This is a genomic window from Clostridium sp. ATCC BAA-442 (assembly GCF_964239415.1).
GTDB lineage: Bacteria > Bacillota > Clostridia > Oscillospirales > Oscillospiraceae > Flavonifractor > Flavonifractor plautii.
The window spans coordinates 10,586-26,747 of the sequence record NZ_CAXSQB010000050.1 but is presented as its reverse complement, the minus strand read 5'-3'; the positions used below and the strand labels follow the sequence as shown (position 1 = coordinate 26,747).

Below are 16,162 nucleotides of genomic sequence, written 5' to 3'. Positions count from 1 at the left end.
GGGCATGGGGGGAGAAGGAAGCGGGGAAGGGGGTATGCTATCGCTTGCTAGATTTTGCTTTAATTTGCTAGACTTTGCTATGCCGCCTTTCCGCCCGTTCTCCGCACGTTTCCGCCCTGTCTCTGTATCCTTGTCCATCTGCGCTTTCAAAATTAGATAGATTGACTTCTCAGCACCACGGGGTTCAACCGTACCTCCGCCCCTACTGTATTCCAGAAGGGACATAAGCAACCGGCCACACTCCGCTTCTCCGAGGGCCAAAATGGCGTCGGCGCAGATTATAGGGATTTTAATGTATTCCATAGGGCGGAGGCCCCCTTAAAACGGGAGCTCGCCGTCCTCGTCGGCATCTTCAAAAGGGCCGGACGTCCTCGCCTTCCAGGTCACGGACTTCTGGATTTCCTCCTGCATCCAGGTTGGAAGCTTTTTCAGTGTCTCTTCGGCGTCCTCTGCATCCATGTCAAACTGAATCGTCTCGTTTTCAAGGGGCGGAACCTCCATTCCCTTCATAGGCTTGGAAATACCGGCGATCTTCGCATAAGTACCGCCATTCTTGCCCTCCTGGTTGACCACGGTAAGTAAACAGGGGGCGTTGATTACATTCGCCAGATTGAACCCGGCCAGCTCCTCCTGGGTAAAGGGCTTACCGCGCCAGGCGTCCAAATCGTGGCGCAGGGTGGACTTCTCATGGAGGGAGGCGGTGTAGGGCTTGCTGAGCCAGCGGGGTTTGTCCTCACCGTCCACCTGCACGCGCTCCGTGGGTAGCTCAAAAATAAGCCGTACCTTTTCTTGATCCTTGTTGTTAAAGTCGTTGTGCTGGATGCCCAGATCGACCACGCCCACGCAGCGGGCCGGATACGCTCCTGGTTCAATGGGAGCGCTGCCGCCGCCCTTGGTCTCCTTAACTGTCAAACTCATGTTGCTTGTCCTCCTTATCAAATGTAATCGGGCACTCATTCCCCATCCCGTCAAATGGATAGGGCAGGAACTCGCCGGTGAGGGCACACTGGTGGCGCTTGAGGCCCTCCCGGTATTGGATGTAGGGGCACCACTGGCAAACCGTCAGCCCATTGGGGAAGTGGACGGCCACTGTGGCCGTGCCGGTGGTGTAGTAGCGCACGCAGGTCTCGCGGCTCATACGTACCGCTCCACTTCCAGCCCCATCTCCTGCGCCACCTGCTCCGGGCAGTCATTCAGGGCCTTATTGACCGCGGCCCGGAAGCAGTCCGGGCAGAGCCACCGCCCCTCCCACTGAAACCGGGCCTCGCCGCGGTAGACCTCCTGGCGGCACTTCTCGCAATAAGCAGATGCCGGAGTCGTCTGGCTGTCATACAATGGGATGTGCATTACAGCTCCTCCTTCTCCAGTCCGTTTCCCTGGATTTCGATATAAGAACGGTACATAGATCCGCTTTGCTTCTCCTTTCCTATGGAAACTACATAGCCCAGCTTAAGAAGAAGCGTACCAAGGTCAAGCCAGTCCTGATTGGACATATTTCCATTGCGCTTTTGATACAATTTCATTTGACTTTCCTTTCTAATCGTTATAAAATGTAAATAAACAAATGTTCCCCTTGCCGCCCTCCGGTCTCGTACACCGGGGAGCGGCGCTTTTTGTTGTTCTCCACTCGTTTCCATGGTAAAATGTAGGCGGTAGGGAGGAGGTGAATAAAGTGACTAGAGTGGATTTATTAAAGTGGTGTTGCGATTTTTTGGACGATTACTCAAAAGCGAAATCAGATGAATTGGCAAGTGCAATTATGAACGGAATAAAAGATTCTGACGATCCAAACACCGTTGCCATGAAAATGGCTGTTAATTCTTCTTTATACACAAGCCAAATTTCGGCCATGACTGTAATATCTTTGCTGATAGACATTGGCGTGATTGAGCCGTCTGAGCTAGATGTTCTTGGACCGCCTCAACCGTTAAAACCGCTTTCTTAGTTTCACAATTATTAGAACTTGACATCATATTCCCCCTTTCTGCCTCGGCTGGTGTGTCGCCACTAGCCGGGGCGTAGTTATTCTTTCGGGATGGTAATCGTCGCCCACACATCGTCGATGCTCTCCGCGCCCTCCAGGCCGGTGATCTGGATGGTGAGCGGGCCGGTGGGCGTGGGGGACGGGGTGGTGGTTGCTGCCGGGGTCTCAATGGCCTGGCTCTCCGGTTCCTGGCCCCAGATGATTTCGATCAGTGCAACCAGCGCCAACAAAAAGAACAGGTATACGGTAGTCACGATCAGTTGCTTTTTCATAGGCTCGCTGCCACCAGAATAGCCAGAACCAGCGCCGCTCCGGCAACCACCGCCAGTTGCACCCGCTGTGCCACCGCCTGCGCCTGCTGTACCCGGCGGCGGTAGACCCGGTAGCTGTACGCCTTTGCGCGCCTGTCGCGCTCGGTTTGTGCTCCCATAATTTTTTCACTCTCTTTCATTAGTTGAAAAGTTCTGTCTTGAAATCGCTCATTTCGCTTTGAATGGTGCTCGCCACCGCAGTCCGTATCATGTGTACGATGGTTTCGTAGTCAAAGCACGGTACGCCCTCCCGTTTGTACTTGACCAGCCCTCCGGGGCTGATCTTGTATGTAAGCGCCTTGTCCTTGACCGCAATCCCGAAGGTTGCCCGGCCTTCTCTGAGCGCCAGCCTTACCGTTTGTTCGGGCCAGTCCAGATATCGGGCCGCAACGTCCAAGGGAACATTGTCATATGCTAGTATCTCGTTGTCCGTTGGAACCGGTGGCCGCTCTCTCGTTCTTGGCCTCATCGTTTTCGCCTCCCTTCTCCCCGTGGAGCCGCTCATGCTCATCCCAAGTCATCCCATAGTAAGCCCGGCATAGGTCGTCCATGACGCGGCGTGCATTGGTGAAGCGGTTCTCAATCTCCCGCTTCGTGCTAGTCTCGTTGAGCTGCCCATCTTTGGCCATAAAAAATCCTCCAATCTTGCCAGAGGCCGGAGGATGTGATATACTGTCTCCGATACCTCGTAGCTGCGTTACGTGGTGTCATGCCCTGGTCGGTGGTGATGCACTGGCCGGGGCGCTTTTTGTTGTGCTCCATTAAATTTATGAAACAAGGAAATGCATTGCTATCCAAAAAATCGTTATTGCGGAAAGCACAGAAACCGTTGTCGCATTTATTTCCTCATCAAAGAACCAACAAATAAATATGTACCCTGCTTCAAGCGCCGCAAAAGCTAAAGCTATCCATTGGAACATCCCCGGCCCCCACTTTCGTAATCGAGGTATTTGTTTCCAAAGATATCTATCGTATAGTTCTTAGCAATTTCATCTTGATTCCGCTGGCTTTGTAGTGTAAGTACGAGGTCAGCAATTTCTTTAGAATCAGCCTCAATGATGATCTTCACCCCACTTACATCCTTCCCCGCCCCGTCAGGGGCGGGCTTTTTGTTGTGCTTCTCTCTTTGCCGTGGTAGAATGTGGCGAAGGGAGGTGAAACGCTTGGTTGAGAAAATTACATGCACCTCAGACGAGGAGCGTGTCCGCTTTGAGGAAGAAGGATATGTGGTAGTGTCCGTTGGTTACTTCCCCGAAAACGGAAAGCCATTTTACACGATGGAACGTGGTTCCGATTGGAGCCAAAAACTAGGGAGCAAGTGACTTTGTAAAGCCGTTCTGCGTTTCCGCGCAGGGCGGTTTTACCTTTTCATATTCCCTTCCACAAGGTACAAATCAGCGCCAATTTTGCTTGCATCAAAAAGTAATTTCCCATCTGCACCTCTGGCTACTCCGTCGCTTACTGGAGTAACTCGGACATTGTCCAAGTCGATTCCCTCGTAGCTGTTCCCGATTTCCAACCCATGCGGAACCGGGATATATATGCTCACCAGATCTCCGCACTTGTGCGGTTGCGCCGCCATATTTGAGATTGCTTCATTGGCTCTCTCGACGAAATCATTCATTCTTCTCATCCACTTCCTTATTTCCGCCCCGTCAGGGGCGGGCTTCTTTTTCTCCATTGGTGCTATCTTTCTTCTTGCGTTTCCGTGCGGGTCTATCTCGGTACCCCTCGGCGTAACCTGCGATATAAAGTAACGCCTCTTTGGGGAGCCCTGCTAGATTTTCGGCAACAGTCCGTGCATCTGCGAGTTTGCTGGTGTCATATACAGGCATCGTCTCACCTCCCTCACTCTGTCCATATACTACATCACTTAGTGAGTATTGTCAATATCTTTTTTGCAAATAATATTGACAGAGTGAGTTTTAGAATATATAATCTAATTGCTTGCAGGGAGGTGTGTATATTGAAAAGCAGGATTAAACAGATCCGAAAAGATACTGGGTTGACCCAATCAGAGTTCGGAGAAAAAATAGGTGTCAAAGGTAATACGGTAACAACTTATGAGACCGGAGCAAGGGTTCCCTCCGATGCAGTAATCCACTCAATCTGCCGTGAATTTAACATCTCCGAGCTCTGGCTGCGTACCGGAGAAGGAGAGCCCCATATCCAGAGGGACGAGGACGAGGAGTTCCTCGAAGTCATGGAGCAGATCCACATGTCTGATGATGATCTGATTAAGCGGATTATTAAGGCATATTGGTTTATGGAGGACGACGAAAAAGCCGCCATCAGAAAACTGATAGACGGCTTTACAAAAAAATAAGGCCCCGGTTTCCCGGAGCCTTTTTATCACTTATTATGTAGTTTTTCGAGGACGAGGGCGCGCGTAAGGAGCGATTTCAAATAAGTTTCATTTTTGTTCCGCTCCATGACAAGTTCAATTTCTTTTTTAAGCATTTCAACTTTTTCTCCATTTGGCGTCATTTCGCGCCCTCCTCCCAATTTGTACCTTACCAATATTTTGGTCTGGAATTTTGTTCCCCTTGTTCATCATTATAGAACGTTAGTTCTATTTAAGCAATATGTGTTATCACCAAATTGTGGCAGCTTATTTTCTATATGCTAAGAGATTGCTTCGTTAGAAAAGAACGGATTATTGGACTATACTTATGATATGGTACACCAACCCATGATTGCCAAACAGAACGAGAATCTAGCGACAGAATTGTAATAGGAGGATTTACATATGCTTGACGAAAAAGATTTGCAGGCAATCGCACAGTTGATGGAGAAGCAAAAACAGGACATCATGTCTGAAACGAAGGGCTTGTTGGAACAGCAGAAACAGGACATCATGCACGATGTAAAGGTTTTATTGGACACGGAGGTCACAACCCGATTTAACCTTTTGGCCGAGGGACAGCAGGCCATTATGGACGCCATCACGCCAAAAAGTGAAATCGAGGAACTGCGAAACGAAGTATCCGTGCTTAAGCTGGCGATCCGCACCATGAATCAGGAAATCGCCGAACTGAAAAAAGCGAAATAAAAATACCGCCCCCGGTGCTGGAACACCAGGAGCGGCTCACATAGGGGTGATAAGGTTTGGCCGCCATTATCACCCCTTTATTTTACCAGAATAGGGAGAAAAGTCAATGAGAAGAGCGAACGGAACCGGAAGTATTGTAAATCTTGGCCCAAACCGCAGAAACCGATACGCCGTTAGAGTGTCATATTTGGAGCGGCCCGGGCTGTGGAAGCAAAAGTATTTATCCTACCACAGAACTGCCAAAGAAGCACAGGAGGCCCTCGATAAATATTTGGCATCTAATATCCCGGCAAAGTCACTCGCCGTTACTTGGGGGGACGTATATGCTCAGTGGTCGGCCAAAAAGTATACAAAGGCAGGATCCGCCTCTATCGCCAGCTATAAAGCCTCTTGGGGCCGTCTGTGTTCCCTGGAGGGGAAGGAGATATCAAAGATAACGGTAGATGATTTACAGGCAGTCATCGACAAAGATGAAACTGCTGGACTGTCACAGTCCAGTATAAATAACGACAAACTGTTGATGAAAGCTCTTTTTAAGCACGCAATGGAACGTGATCTTGTTGCAAAAGATTATTCACAGTTTGTCGAGGTGCCCATCGTTGGAGCAAAAGTGGAGAAAGGCGCCTTTGATGATATCACTATGAGGAAGATTGAGAAATTAGCGTCCTCTGGATTCCCTTGGGCCGATACCGTACTAATGCTATGTTATACTGGATTCCGAGTATCTGAGTTTTTGGGGCTCACCAGATTTTCCTATCATCCAGATGGGAACTATTTGCAGGGCGGACTAAAAACACAGGCCGGGAAAAATCGGATTGTCCCGGTACACCCTAAAATCATGCCATATCTGACCAAGTGGCTGTCCAGGGACGGTAAAACTATTATCTGTGATGACGACGGTAATGCAATACCGGCACGCAAATACCGGGCCCTCTTCTCTGGAGTCATGGAAGAATTAGGGGCACTTGGTGCTACCCCTCATTGGTGCAGGCATACCGCCGCATCTCGAATGAGGATGGCTGGGGTGGACGAAGTCGCTATAAAGCGTATCTTAGGACATTCTGATGGAGATGTTACCGAGCATTATACGCACGTAGATGTTTCGTTTTTGGCTAAAGAGCTACAGAAGGTTTCCTAAGTATTTGTAACTTTCTTCTTAAATATGTGCAAATAGAACAATACATCAAAAGTTCTGAAAAGTTATTATTGATTGCACACTTCATTAACAATTTGATTGCTTTTGGTTCTTTGATAACATGGAATCTTAAACGCTTTTTAAAGATTTTCCCCCTCGCCCCTTAAGCTTCGTCTGCTATACTGACTTTACAATCTGAGGTGACTGTATGAATACCATCCTGATCTGCGACGACGACAAGGACATCGTCTCCGCCCTGGACATCTACCTGACCAGCGAGGGCTATGCCACCGTGAAGGCCTACGACGGGCTGGAGTGCCTGCGCCTGGCGGAGCGCGAGCCGGTGGATCTGATCCTGCTGGACGTGATGATGCCCGGCCTGGACGGCATCCGCACCACGGCCAAGCTGCGGGAGAGCTGCAACGTGCCCATCATCCTGCTCACCGCCAAGAGCGAGGACAGCGACAAAATCCTGGGGCTGAACATCGGGGCGGACGACTACATCACCAAGCCCTTCAATCCCATCGAGGTCATCGCACGGGTCAAGAGCCAGCTCCGGCGCTACACCAGCCTGGGCGGCAAGCAGGGCGGCGGGGAGGCCAATCCCGCCCTGCTCACCAACGGCGGCATCGCGCTGGATGACGGGGCCAAATCGGTCACCGTGGACGGGGAGGGGGTCAGCCTCACCCCCATCGAGTACAACATCCTTCTCCTGCTGATGAAGAACCCCGGCCGGGTGTTCTCCACCAGCCAGATCTATGAGCTGGTGTGGAACGACCCCTCTCTCGGCTCGGAAAACACGGTGGCAGTCCACATCCGCCACCTGCGGGAGAAGCTGGAGATCGACCCGGCCAACCCCCGGTACATCAAGGTGGTCTGGGGGCTGGGGTACAAGATGGAAAAGGTCTAGGGGGCGCTCGCTCCGGCCGCACCCCGCCCATATTCCAGGAGGTAATGCCATGAAACGATTCCGAACCAGTCTGGCGGCCAAGACGGCCGCCGTCCTTCTGGCCTTGGCCGTGGGCGCCGGCGGCTTCTGGTCCACTGTCTTTATCCTCTACCAGTGGGATACCCTGTGGCTGGGCAGCGGGTATTACGACAGCAACGACTATTACTCCGACCTGTATAACCGCTCCAGTCAGGTGCACGAGCTGGCCCGGCTGCTCCAAAACCAGGAGTGGAACGGCGCCCTGCCCTACCTGGACCAGCGGCGGCTGGACATGCTGGAGGAGGCCCTCTCTCCGGAGCGGACCAACTTCCGCTTTGCCATCCGGCGCAACGACACCGGCACCCTCGTCTACTCCAACCTGGAGGGGGCGGCCTCCCTGGACGAGAGCGTTCACGCTGTGGAGCAGGAGGAGCTCTCCCTCACCCAGAACGGGGCCGCCCGCGAGCAGGATTATGTGGTCTGGAACGGTAAGGAGCAGTACTACCTCCTCTATATCGCCCTTCCCGACGCCGCTGGCACCAAGCAGCTCGTCACCCCGGAGGATGCCGGGCTCGCCGCCCAATACGGCTACACCTTTGACGGCTATACCTGGAACTATGACGAGCAGATGGACAGCCGGGTGACCACCTCCGTGCTGGCCCTGGAATACGGCGCAACCGACCCGCTCACCGTCCAGGACGAGTTCTGGGACAGTTACCAGGACTACCAGCAGTACGCCAGCTACCTCCCCGCCCTGGCGGTGCTGGCCCTGGTGCTGGACATCGCAGGGATACTCCTGCTGGTGTTTCTGCTCCGGGCTGCCGGCTGGCGGAAGGAGGAGAGCCGCCCGAGGTGCAACTGGTTCGACCGCATCCCGCTGGATCTGCTGGCCTTCGGCGCGTTTTGGGCCATCGCCCTCCTTCTCAACGCGGGGGACGCGATCGCCTTCGGCCTCAACGTATCCCAACTGGCCACCGACCTGCTGGTCGGCATGTGTGTCATCACCGTAGCCATTCTGGGCTGTGTCCTGGCCTTCTGCCTTACCGTGGCCACCCGCATCAAGACCCGCACCCTGTGGAGCAATACCCTCATCTGTATGCTGTGCAAGCTGATCGCCCGGGGCTGCCGGGCGGCGGCCCGGAGCTGGCCCATGACGGGCCGGGTGGTGGTGCTCTTTCTGCTCTACCTGGCCGGCACCCTGCTCACCACGCTGACCATCTTCCTCATCCCCGTGTTTCAGGGCTTTGTGCTCTACTGCCTCTGCCGCTGGACCATCCAATGGAAGCGGGTGCGGGAGGGCACCGGCCGCATCGTGGGGGGCGACCCGGACTTCAAGATCGACACCCACAAAATGTACAGCGACCTGGCCCGGCACGCCGGGCAGCTCAACGATTTGGGCGCCGCCATCGGAAATGCCGTGGACGAGCGCATCCAGAGCGAGCGCTTCAAGGCCGAGCTGATCACCAACGTCTCCCACGATCTCAAGACCCCTCTGACCAGCATCATCAACTATGTGGATCTGCTGAAAAAGCAGGACATCGACAATCCCAAGGCCCAGGAATATATCGAGGTGCTGGACCGCAAGAGCCAGCGCCTCAAGAAGCTGACGGAGGATCTGGTGGAGGCGTCCAAGGCGTCCACCGGAAGCCTGTCGGTGCACCTGGACCGGCTGGGCATGGTGCAGCTCGTCCAGCAGGCCCTGGGGGAGTTTGAGGAAAAATTTGCCCAGAGCCGGCTCACTGTGGTACCCGCCTTCCCGGAGGAGGAGTGCTCCATCCTGGCCGACGGCCGCCACCTGTGGCGGGTCATCGACAACCTGCTCTCCAACTGCAACAAGTACGCCCTGGAGGGCACCCGCATCTATGTGGAGGTGTGCCGCTGGGAGGGCAAGGTGGTCCTGTCCATCAAGAACATCTCCCGCCAGCCCCTCAACATCCCCGCCGAGCGGCTCATGGAGCGGTTCGTCCGGGGGGAGGAGTCCCGCACCACCGAGGGCTCCGGCCTGGGCCTGTCCATCGCCCGCAGCCTCACCGAGCTCCAGGGCGGCGCCTTCCGCCTGGATATCGACGGTGATCTCTTCAAGGCCGTGGTCTCCTTCCCGGAGGCCGCCGTGCCGGAGCTGCCCGCGAACGCATAGGAGGCGGGCGGATAAACCCCGCCCCTACAAAGTCCCCTACCAGTTTGTAGGGGCGGCCCTTGTGGCCGCCCGCCGTCCCCCAATGCAAACAACGAGAGGCCCCGAAGGGCTGGCCTCTCGTTTGCTTCTGCAATTAGTCGGTCACGAAGGGCAGCAGCGCGATCTGACGAGCGCGCTTGATGGCCTCAGTGAGCTGACGCTGGTGCATGGCGCAGGTGCCGGTGGTGCGGCGGGGCAGAATCTTGCTCCGCTCAGACAGGAACCGGCGCAGCTTGACCGCGTCCTTGTAGTCGATGTGCTCCACCTTGTCCACACAGAAGGTGCAGACCTTGCGGCGCTTGCGGCCGCGGGGGCGCTCTCTATCCATAGCCATAACAGGGAACCTCCTTTTTCACGGGCCTTCAGCCCGTCTTGTTTTATTGCTGCGCACCGACTGTCGTGCGCAAAATGTGTTAGAAGGGCAGCTCCCCGTCGTCGTCAGAGAGCTCGGCGAACTGATCGCCGCCGCCCATGGGGGCGGAGTAGCCGCCGGCCGGAGCGCCGAACCCGCCGGAGGGCGCGGCATAGCCGCCCGCCTCCGCGTCCCGCTTGGAGTCGCCGAAGTACACGTTGTCGGCGATCACCTCCGCAGTGCGGCGCTTGTTGCCGTCCCGGTCGGTCCAGTCCCGGAGCTGGAGCCGGCCCTCCACCACGGCCATACGGCCCTTAGTGAAGAAACGGGAGACAAATTCGGCGGTCTGACGCCAGGCCACGATGTCGATGAAGTCCGTGGACTTCTCGCCGGTGGTCTTGTCCTTGAAGTCCCGGTCCACCGCCAGGGAGAAGGAGGCCACGGGGGTCCCCGTCTGGGTGTGGCGCAGCTCGGGATCACGGGTCAGACGGCCCATGAGAATAATCCGGTTCAGCATGTCTGCCGCTCCCTTCTTACTTCTCGTCCTTGCAGACGATCAGGGAACGCATCACGCCGTCGGTGATCCGCAGGATACGATCCAGCTCACGGGGGAACTCGGGCTTAGCGTTGAAGGTCATCAGCACGTAGTAGCCCTCGGTCAGGTCGTTGATGGGATAGGCCAAGTGGCGCTTGCCCCACTCCTCAACCTCAGCCAGGGTGCCGTTCTGCTCCACCAGGGTCTTGAACTTGGCCACCATGGCAGCGGTGGCCTCCTCATCCAGGTTGGGATTGAGGATGAAGACCACCTCGTAGTTTCCGCTCAGTTTTGCCATTTTCTTTGCACCTCCTTATGGACGTATGGCCCCCGCCCTTGTGCGGGGGCAAGGATGGCCTGTTTTGAAACAAGCTATATTATTATATAGGAATCAGCGAAAAAGTCAAGCCTTTCCAAAAAAATAATATTTTTTTGCTTCCGTGCAATAAACGGCCCCTCTGCTTCATTTTACTGTCAGAACGGGCGGGAAACCCCGCCGCAGATTTGACAGGATAAAGGAGTTTTGATGATGAAAAAGGGTTTTGGAAAAGGCTTTTGCAGTGGTATTCTGGTGGCTGCCCTGACGGTGGGCCTGGGTGTGTCGGCCATGGCGGCCAGCCGCACCATCACCGTGGATGACAACATCCGCATCACCCTCAACGGTGCGGTCTTCTCCCCCAAGGACGCCAAGGGCAGGGATGTCCCCCTGTTCTCTTATAACGGCACCACCTACGCCCCCGTCCGCGCCATCTGTGAGGCCGCCGGCCTGAAGGTGGACTTTGACTCCGCCAACTATACCGCCGTCCTCACCACCCCCGACCGCTATATCGCCTCCACCCCCTCCGCCTCCAACTACATCTCCGTAGACAAGGCCAAGGAGATCGCCCTGAACCACGCCGGCGTGAAGGCCGCCGACGCCATCTTCGTGAAGGCCGGACTGGACTGGGACGACGGCCGCACCGAGTACGAGGTGGAATTCTACGCCGGGAACACGGAGTACGATTACAGCATCGACGCCACGACAGGCGCCATTCGCTCCTATGACCATGACTGGGATGATTTCTCCCTGTGGAATCCCGGAAACAACGCCGCCAACCCTTCCACCCCTGGCACCTCCACCAACAATCTGATCAGCGAGGCCAAGGCCAAGGAGATCGCTTTGGCAAAAGCCCCCTCCGGCGCCTCCGTGGTACGCTGCCACCTGGACTGGGACGACGGCCGCTATATCTATGAGATCAAGATGGTCTCGGGCACCATGGAGTATGAGTGCGACATCAACGCCGCCACCGGCATCATCACCGACTGGGACGTGGACAGCATCTACGACTAATTCCTTTCGCAAACCGCTCCGTACCCGAAAGTACCGTCAGGCGCTGCCGCCTGACGGTACTTTTTTGCGTCTGCGTTAAAACAGCTCCGGATGCTCCAGAAGCCAGCGGTTGACCATGGCCATAAACCACTCCACGGCCGGATTGTCACTGGGCTCCCGCCACGCCACCCCCAGCTCGATGGTCTGCCCATGCCCCTCCAGCGGGACAAAGGCCAGGCCGGTGGTATGCATGTACTCCCGAATCCGGAAAGGGAGAATGGCAATTGCCTGTCCGCACTCCACGGCAAAGATCACATCCTCCAGGGCGGGATACTCTGTGACCGACGCCGGGGTGAAACCCAGTCCCCGGCAGATCTGGAGGAACTGCTTATACATATAGGCCCCGCCGGTGTGGGACAGGCAGGCAAAGGGCTCCGTGGCCAGCTTGGCGTAGTCGATCACGGCGTTGTCCAGGCAGGGGTGCTCCCGCGGGCAGACCAGGCAGTAGAAGTCGGCCCCCAGCTTGCGGCAGGCGTAGCCGTTCATCCCCTTCAAGTCGGAGAGCACCGAGAAGCTCACATCATAAGCCGCCGCGTCGATGCCCGCCTGGATGCCGGTGGCGTCCCGCCGGATGAGCTCCACGCGGACCTGGGGATACGCCTCCCGATAGGCGGCGATCAGCCGGGGCAAAAAGTGGCGGGAGGGGGAATTGAGGTAGCCGATGCGCAGCTCCCAACATCCCGAGGACTCTAGCTGGCGCAGGCGGCCCAGGGCCCGCTCCTCCTGGTCCAGGATGCGCTTGGCGTCCTCCAGGAAGAGCTCCCCGGCCCGGGTGAGCGACACGTTCCTTGTGGTGCGCAGAAACAGGCGTGCGCCCACCTCCCGCTCCAGGGCGGAGATCTGATGGGTCACGGCGGGCTGCGTCACATAGAATTCCCGCGCCGTCTCGGTAAAGTTCCGGTAACGGGCCACCGACACGAAATAGCGAAGCTGCTCGGTGTTCATTGCGCTCCCTCCTCTCTCTGCTCGTATTATAAATTGATAACGCTTTTTTATCAATCCTGGAAAAAACGTGAATTTCACTTTTTTCGCCCGGAGTGATACAATTTGCCCGATTATAAAAGAGGAGTGATGCGCGTGGCGTTTCAAGTAATGGGCGTGACCGCCGGACGCAAGGACAGCAACTGTGAAATCCTGCTCAAGGAGGCTCTTCTGGCCTGCCGGGAGCAGGGGGCCGAGGTCCGCATGATCAACCTGAAGGATTACGAGCTCCTGGACTGCAACGGCTGCACCGCCTGCACCATGGGCATGTCCATGGGGAAGAACACCGGCTGTTCCCTGGCGGACAAGGACGACAAGCAGAAAATCATGGATGTGATGCTGGAACAGGATGCGGTGATCTTCTCCGCCCCCACCTATGATCTGATGCCCTCCTCCCTGTTTTTGAAGTTCATGCACCGCAACCTGGCCTATGAGTCGGCCTTCCTGACCAAGATCGGCGCCATCGCGCCCCGGGACCGGGTGGGCGCGCTCATCGCCGTGGGCGGCTCCACCCGCTCCTGGCAGTCCATGGCCCTGGAGTGCATGCAGGCCACCACCTTCACCAACAGCTTCAAGATTGTGGACATGTACATGGCCACCCAGGTTCCCGCCCCCGCCCAGGTGCTCCTCTACGAGGAGAAGGTGGCCCGGGCCCGGGAGATGGGCCTGAACGTGATGAAGGCCCTCAACACGCCCCCCGCCGAGCGCAAGTGGCTGGGCGATCCCGACTACGGCTGGTGTCCCAACTGCCACTCCAACGCCCTGTGCCTGGGCGAGCCCCAGTGGAAGGGGCTGCAGTACCCCATCGAGTGCGTGGTGTGCGGCGCGGGCGGCACCCTGGAGCAGACCGAGGACGGGCGCTGGAAATTCGTCATCGCCGAGAATGGGCTGGAGCGTGACCGCACCACCGAGGAGGGCCGCGGGGTTCACTGCGACGAGATCGCCGAGACCCAGGGCGGCTTCTTCATGGATCCGGCCAAGCGCCATCTGGTGGCCGAGCGCCTGCCCAAGTACCAGAGCATCCAGTTCCCCGGCATCTAAGAAAGGAGTCTGATTGTCATGAAATTCGAGCATCTGTTTTCCCCCATGCAGGTGGGCAAGGTGACCTACCGCAACCGCATCGTCAGCGCCCCCATGGCCTTCGGCCTCATTGTTCAGAACCCGGACGCCCGGGACTTCACCTACCGCAAGCTGGAGAGCAGCGCCAGGGGCGGCAACGCCTGCGTCATCGTGGGCGAGACCGATGTGAACTTTGTGGACGCCGTGCGCATCCCCGGCTTCCGCCCCTTTGACTTTGCCAAGCCCGAGGAGGACATGGAGACCTTCCAGGCGGTGGGCGAGTACGCCCGCCGCATCAAGCGCCACGGCGCGGTGGCGCTGGCCGAGCTGGTTCACTGCGGCAAGGAGAAGGTGCCCTTCGGCCCCAACGAGGAGGCCATCGGCCCCATCGAGACCACCAACCTGGCCGGCGTGAGGGTGCACCCCATGAACGAGGACGACATGGCCCGCATCGCCCGCGACTTCGCCGTCTCCGCCACCTACATGCAGAAGGCGGGCTTTGACGGCGTGCTCATCCACGGCGGCCACGGCTTCCTCTTCACCCAGTTCCTCTCCCCCCTGATGAACACCCGCACCGACAGCTACGGCGGCTCTCTGGAGAACCGCGCCCGCTTCCCCCTCCAGATTCTGAAGGCCGTCCGGGAGGCGGTGGGCCCCGACTTCCTGGTGGAGCTGCGCATCGACGGCACCGACCACCAGCCCGGCGGCATCACCCCCGAGGAGACCGGCGCATTCGTCGCCATGGCCGAGCCCTACATCACCTCCGTCCACGTGACCTGCGGTATCTATGAGGCGTCGGTCAAGTCGGGCACCGAGAGCTCCATGTTCCACCCCCACGGCCTGAACATCGACAACGCCGCCATCATCAAGACGTACACCAAGCTGCCCGTGGGCGCCGTGGGCGGCATCAACTCCCCCGAGCTGTGCGAGCAGGCCATTGCCGAGGGCAAGATCGACTTTGCCATCCTGGGCCGCCAGATGCTGGCCGACCCCGAGTTTGCCAACAAGGCCAAGCGCGGCCATGAGGATCAGATCCGCCGCTGCCTGCGCTGCTACAAGTGCTTCCCCGGCTCCCCCGAGGAGGGCTATGACGACCTGCCCTTCACCAGCGAGGAGCTGGCCCTCTACGTGGGCCACTGCACCATCAACCCCCTGGCCCACCTGCCCTTCGATCCCGACACCCTGGCCCCCGCCTCCAAGCAGGAGACCGTGCTCATCGTGGGCGGCGGCGCGGCCGGCATGCAGGCCGCCATCACCGCCTGTGACCGGGGCCAGAAGGTCATCCTGGCCGAGCAGGGCCCCCGCCTGGGCGGCCTGCTGCGGTTCACCGACGTGGACACCGACAAGCCCGACCTGATGAACTTCAAGAACCTGCTGGTGCGTGAGGTGGAGCGCCGTGACATCGACGTGCGGCTCAACACCGTGATCACGCCGGAGAACATCACCTCCTTCGGTGCCGACGGCGTCATCTTTGCTACCGGCTCCCTGCCCTCCTGTCCCCCGGTGCCCGGCATCGGGCACGCCCACAAGGCCATGGACATGTACGACGGCAAGGTCAAGCCCGGCCACAAGATTGTTATGGTGGGCGGCGGCCTGGTGGGCTGCGAGGCCGGCCTCTTCCTCCAGAAGACCGGCCACGAGGTCACCGTGGTGGAGCTGCTGGGCCGGCTGGCCAACGAGTCCTTCGGCATGTACCGGGAGGCCCTGATCTGGGAGATGGAGAAATGCGGCATGGCCATGCTGCCCAAGACCCGCTGCCTGGAGATCACCCCCACCGGCGTGAAGGTGGAGAACGCCGGCGGCGTCCAGACCCTGGAGGCCGACACCGTCCTCTTTGCCCTGGGCATGAAGAGCGTGGACATCGCCCCCCTGAAGGCCGCCGCCGAGGCCGCCGGACTCAAGACCTGGGTCATCGGCGACGCCATCCAGCCCGGCAAGGTGGATCAGGCCACCCGCAGCGCCTATCTGGCCGGCATCGAGGTGGGCCGCTGAGTCCCCCGCCCCGGAATAAATCAACCCCTCCGGCTAAACCGGAGGGGTTCTGCTTGTCGGAAAAGCGGCAAGAGCCACTTTTTCGAGGGAGATGCGCGCAAGATGAACCTTGATTCCCGACGGAAAAGTCGGCTCATCTTGCGCGGAAGTGTCATTTCCGGGGCGCATGTCCCCGGAAATGACTGATTTTCATGTTATTCCTGCGGCTGTGGCCGCAGGAATTCTGCGAGGCTTTCCTTCCTGGAAGGTTTTTCGCCCGTCTGCGGCGCCCCAGGCAATGCCTGGGGC

At 57.6% G+C, this 16,162-nt stretch carries 25 protein-coding genes; 9 read left to right on the top strand and 16 right to left on the bottom strand.

The genetic code is table 11. From position 1 onward, the window contains the following. The 5 genes from ACESY8_RS16360 to ACESY8_RS16340 form a co-directional block, all read right to left on the bottom strand. Nucleotides 1–303: DUF6291 domain-containing protein (locus ACESY8_RS16360; RefSeq protein ID WP_498794871.1), on the bottom strand; the 303-nt coding region annotated here is incomplete at its 3' end. Between the two features lie 15 nt (nt 304–318). Then, the gene (locus ACESY8_RS16355; protein ID WP_498794870.1) at nt 319–918 is read right to left on the bottom strand and encodes a phage replication initiation protein, NGO0469 family; all 600 of its coding nucleotides are present in this window, start codon (nt 916–918) and stop codon (nt 319–321) included. Then, nucleotides 902–1,138, bottom strand: a complete 237-nt coding sequence (locus ACESY8_RS16350) for a hypothetical protein (protein WP_270513012.1) — start codon at nt 1,136–1,138, stop codon at nt 902–904. Before ACESY8_RS16350 ends, ACESY8_RS16355 begins: the two co-directional genes overlap by 17 nt. Next, a complete protein-coding gene (locus ACESY8_RS16345) occupies nt 1,135–1,347 on the bottom strand; it encodes a hypothetical protein (protein ID WP_498794869.1) in 213 nt (70 codons plus the stop codon). The genes ACESY8_RS16350 and ACESY8_RS16345 overlap by 4 nt, the downstream gene beginning before the upstream one ends. Next, nucleotides 1,347–1,523 carry a hypothetical protein gene (locus ACESY8_RS16340; RefSeq protein ID WP_021630554.1) on the bottom strand — a complete coding sequence of 59 codons (177 nt, stop codon included), beginning with the start codon at nt 1,521–1,523 and terminating at the stop codon, nt 1,347–1,349. Before ACESY8_RS16340 ends, ACESY8_RS16345 begins: the two co-directional genes overlap by 1 nt. 149 nt (nt 1,524–1,672) lie before the next feature. Here ACESY8_RS16340 and ACESY8_RS16335 point away from each other — a divergent pair, with 149 nt between their 5' ends. Continuing rightward, nucleotides 1,673–1,945 carry a hypothetical protein gene (locus ACESY8_RS16335; RefSeq protein ID WP_498794868.1) on the top strand — a complete coding sequence of 91 codons (273 nt, stop codon included), beginning with the start codon at nt 1,673–1,675 and terminating at the stop codon, nt 1,943–1,945. A gap of 77 nt (nt 1,946–2,022) precedes the next feature. On the opposite strand, the gene ACESY8_RS16330 is transcribed toward ACESY8_RS16335, so the two are convergent. The 6 genes from ACESY8_RS16330 to ACESY8_RS16305 all read right to left on the bottom strand — a co-directional run bounded on the left by ACESY8_RS16330 (nt 2,023) and on the right by ACESY8_RS16305 (nt 3,976). Next, nucleotides 2,023–2,256: a hypothetical protein gene (locus ACESY8_RS16330; protein WP_498794867.1), complete on the bottom strand. Its 234-nt coding sequence runs from the start codon at nt 2,254–2,256 to the stop codon at nt 2,023–2,025. After that, nucleotides 2,253–2,435 (bottom strand): hypothetical protein, encoded by a 183-nt coding sequence (locus ACESY8_RS16325; protein ID WP_204682620.1) that lies wholly within the window; start codon nt 2,433–2,435, stop codon nt 2,253–2,255. Before ACESY8_RS16325 ends, ACESY8_RS16330 begins: the two co-directional genes overlap by 4 nt. Then, nucleotides 2,435–2,764 carry a hypothetical protein gene (locus tag ACESY8_RS16320; protein WP_204682622.1) on the bottom strand — a complete coding sequence of 110 codons (330 nt, stop codon included), beginning with the start codon at nt 2,762–2,764 and terminating at the stop codon, nt 2,435–2,437. Before ACESY8_RS16320 ends, ACESY8_RS16325 begins: the two co-directional genes overlap by 1 nt. Further along, the gene (locus tag ACESY8_RS16315; RefSeq protein ID WP_498794866.1) at nt 2,703–2,924 is read right to left on the bottom strand and encodes a hypothetical protein; all 222 of its coding nucleotides are present in this window, start codon (nt 2,922–2,924) and stop codon (nt 2,703–2,705) included. Before ACESY8_RS16315 ends, ACESY8_RS16320 begins: the two co-directional genes overlap by 62 nt. A gap of 275 nt (nt 2,925–3,199) precedes the next feature. Continuing rightward, nucleotides 3,200–3,364 (bottom strand): hypothetical protein, encoded by a 165-nt coding sequence (locus ACESY8_RS16310; RefSeq protein WP_196033471.1) that lies wholly within the window; start codon nt 3,362–3,364, stop codon nt 3,200–3,202. Between the two features lie 291 nt (nt 3,365–3,655). Then, a complete protein-coding gene (locus tag ACESY8_RS16305) occupies nt 3,656–3,976 on the bottom strand; it encodes a hypothetical protein (protein ID WP_204682625.1) in 321 nt (106 codons plus the stop codon). Nucleotides 3,977–4,261: 285 nt separating this feature from the next. On the opposite strand from ACESY8_RS16305, the gene ACESY8_RS16300 reads away from it, so the two are divergent. Further along, nucleotides 4,262–4,621, top strand: coding sequence for a helix-turn-helix domain-containing protein (locus ACESY8_RS16300; RefSeq protein ID WP_498794865.1), 360 nt, complete (start codon nt 4,262–4,264; stop codon nt 4,619–4,621). 26 nt (nt 4,622–4,647) lie between these two features. Here ACESY8_RS16300 and ACESY8_RS16295 read toward each other — a convergent pair whose 3' ends face one another. Then, the gene (locus tag ACESY8_RS16295) at nt 4,648–4,782 is read right to left on the bottom strand and encodes a hypothetical protein (protein WP_275556864.1); all 135 of its coding nucleotides are present in this window, start codon (nt 4,780–4,782) and stop codon (nt 4,648–4,650) included. A 262-nt stretch (nt 4,783–5,044) separates the two neighbouring features. Here ACESY8_RS16295 and ACESY8_RS16290 point away from each other — a divergent pair, with 262 nt between their 5' ends. The 4 genes from ACESY8_RS16290 (at nt 5,045) to ACESY8_RS16275 (ending at nt 9,547) form a co-directional block, all read left to right on the top strand. Beyond that, entirely contained in the window at nt 5,045–5,347 is a 303-nt protein-coding gene (locus ACESY8_RS16290; RefSeq protein WP_498794864.1) for a hypothetical protein, read from the top strand. Between the two features lie 106 nt (nt 5,348–5,453). Further along, nucleotides 5,454–6,485: a tyrosine-type recombinase/integrase gene (locus tag ACESY8_RS16285; RefSeq protein ID WP_204682311.1), complete on the top strand. Its 1,032-nt coding sequence runs from the start codon at nt 5,454–5,456 to the stop codon at nt 6,483–6,485. Nucleotides 6,486–6,690: 205 nt separating this feature from the next. Continuing rightward, complete coding sequence (locus tag ACESY8_RS16280) at nt 6,691–7,392, top strand: response regulator transcription factor (protein ID WP_009259326.1); 702 nt, start codon at nt 6,691–6,693, stop codon at nt 7,390–7,392. A 49-nt stretch (nt 7,393–7,441) separates the two neighbouring features. Continuing rightward, nucleotides 7,442–9,547: a sensor histidine kinase gene (locus ACESY8_RS16275; protein ID WP_054339013.1), complete on the top strand. Its 2,106-nt coding sequence runs from the start codon at nt 7,442–7,444 to the stop codon at nt 9,545–9,547. 133 nt (nt 9,548–9,680) lie between these two features. Here the strand turns inward: ACESY8_RS16275 and rpsR are convergent, their stop codons facing one another. From rpsR to rpsF, 3 genes are all read right to left on the bottom strand, one after another. Continuing rightward, nucleotides 9,681–9,920, bottom strand: a complete 240-nt coding sequence (gene rpsR / locus ACESY8_RS16270) for a 30S ribosomal protein S18 (protein ID WP_007490771.1) — start codon at nt 9,918–9,920, stop codon at nt 9,681–9,683. A 79-nt stretch (nt 9,921–9,999) separates the two neighbouring features. Next, nucleotides 10,000–10,455: a single-stranded DNA-binding protein gene (locus tag ACESY8_RS16265; RefSeq protein ID WP_498794862.1), complete on the bottom strand. Its 456-nt coding sequence runs from the start codon at nt 10,453–10,455 to the stop codon at nt 10,000–10,002. A gap of 16 nt (nt 10,456–10,471) precedes the next feature. Further along, nucleotides 10,472–10,771, bottom strand: coding sequence for a 30S ribosomal protein S6 (gene rpsF, locus ACESY8_RS16260; protein ID WP_007490767.1), 300 nt, complete (start codon nt 10,769–10,771; stop codon nt 10,472–10,474). Nucleotides 10,772–11,002: 231 nt separating this feature from the next. On the opposite strand from rpsF, the gene ACESY8_RS16255 reads away from it, so the two are divergent. Further along, nucleotides 11,003–11,803 carry a PepSY domain-containing protein gene (locus ACESY8_RS16255; RefSeq protein ID WP_243427686.1) on the top strand — a complete coding sequence of 267 codons (801 nt, stop codon included), beginning with the start codon at nt 11,003–11,005 and terminating at the stop codon, nt 11,801–11,803. Nucleotides 11,804–11,878: 75 nt separating this feature from the next. Here ACESY8_RS16255 and ACESY8_RS16250 read toward each other — a convergent pair whose 3' ends face one another. Beyond that, on the bottom strand, nt 11,879–12,787 hold the full coding sequence (locus ACESY8_RS16250; RefSeq protein WP_009259329.1) for a LysR family transcriptional regulator: 909 nt from the start codon (nt 12,785–12,787) through the stop codon (nt 11,879–11,881). 132 nt (nt 12,788–12,919) lie between these two features. Here ACESY8_RS16250 and ACESY8_RS16245 point away from each other — a divergent pair, with 132 nt between their 5' ends. Together ACESY8_RS16245 and ACESY8_RS16240 are read left to right on the top strand one after the other, a co-directional pair. After that, a complete protein-coding gene (locus tag ACESY8_RS16245; protein ID WP_204682313.1) occupies nt 12,920–13,864 on the top strand; it encodes an NAD(P)H-dependent oxidoreductase in 945 nt (314 codons plus the stop codon). Nucleotides 13,865–13,882: 18 nt separating this feature from the next. Further along, nucleotides 13,883–15,874: an oxidoreductase gene (locus ACESY8_RS16240; RefSeq protein WP_204682316.1), complete on the top strand. Its 1,992-nt coding sequence runs from the start codon at nt 13,883–13,885 to the stop codon at nt 15,872–15,874. Nucleotides 15,875–16,162 lie beyond the last annotated feature (288 nt).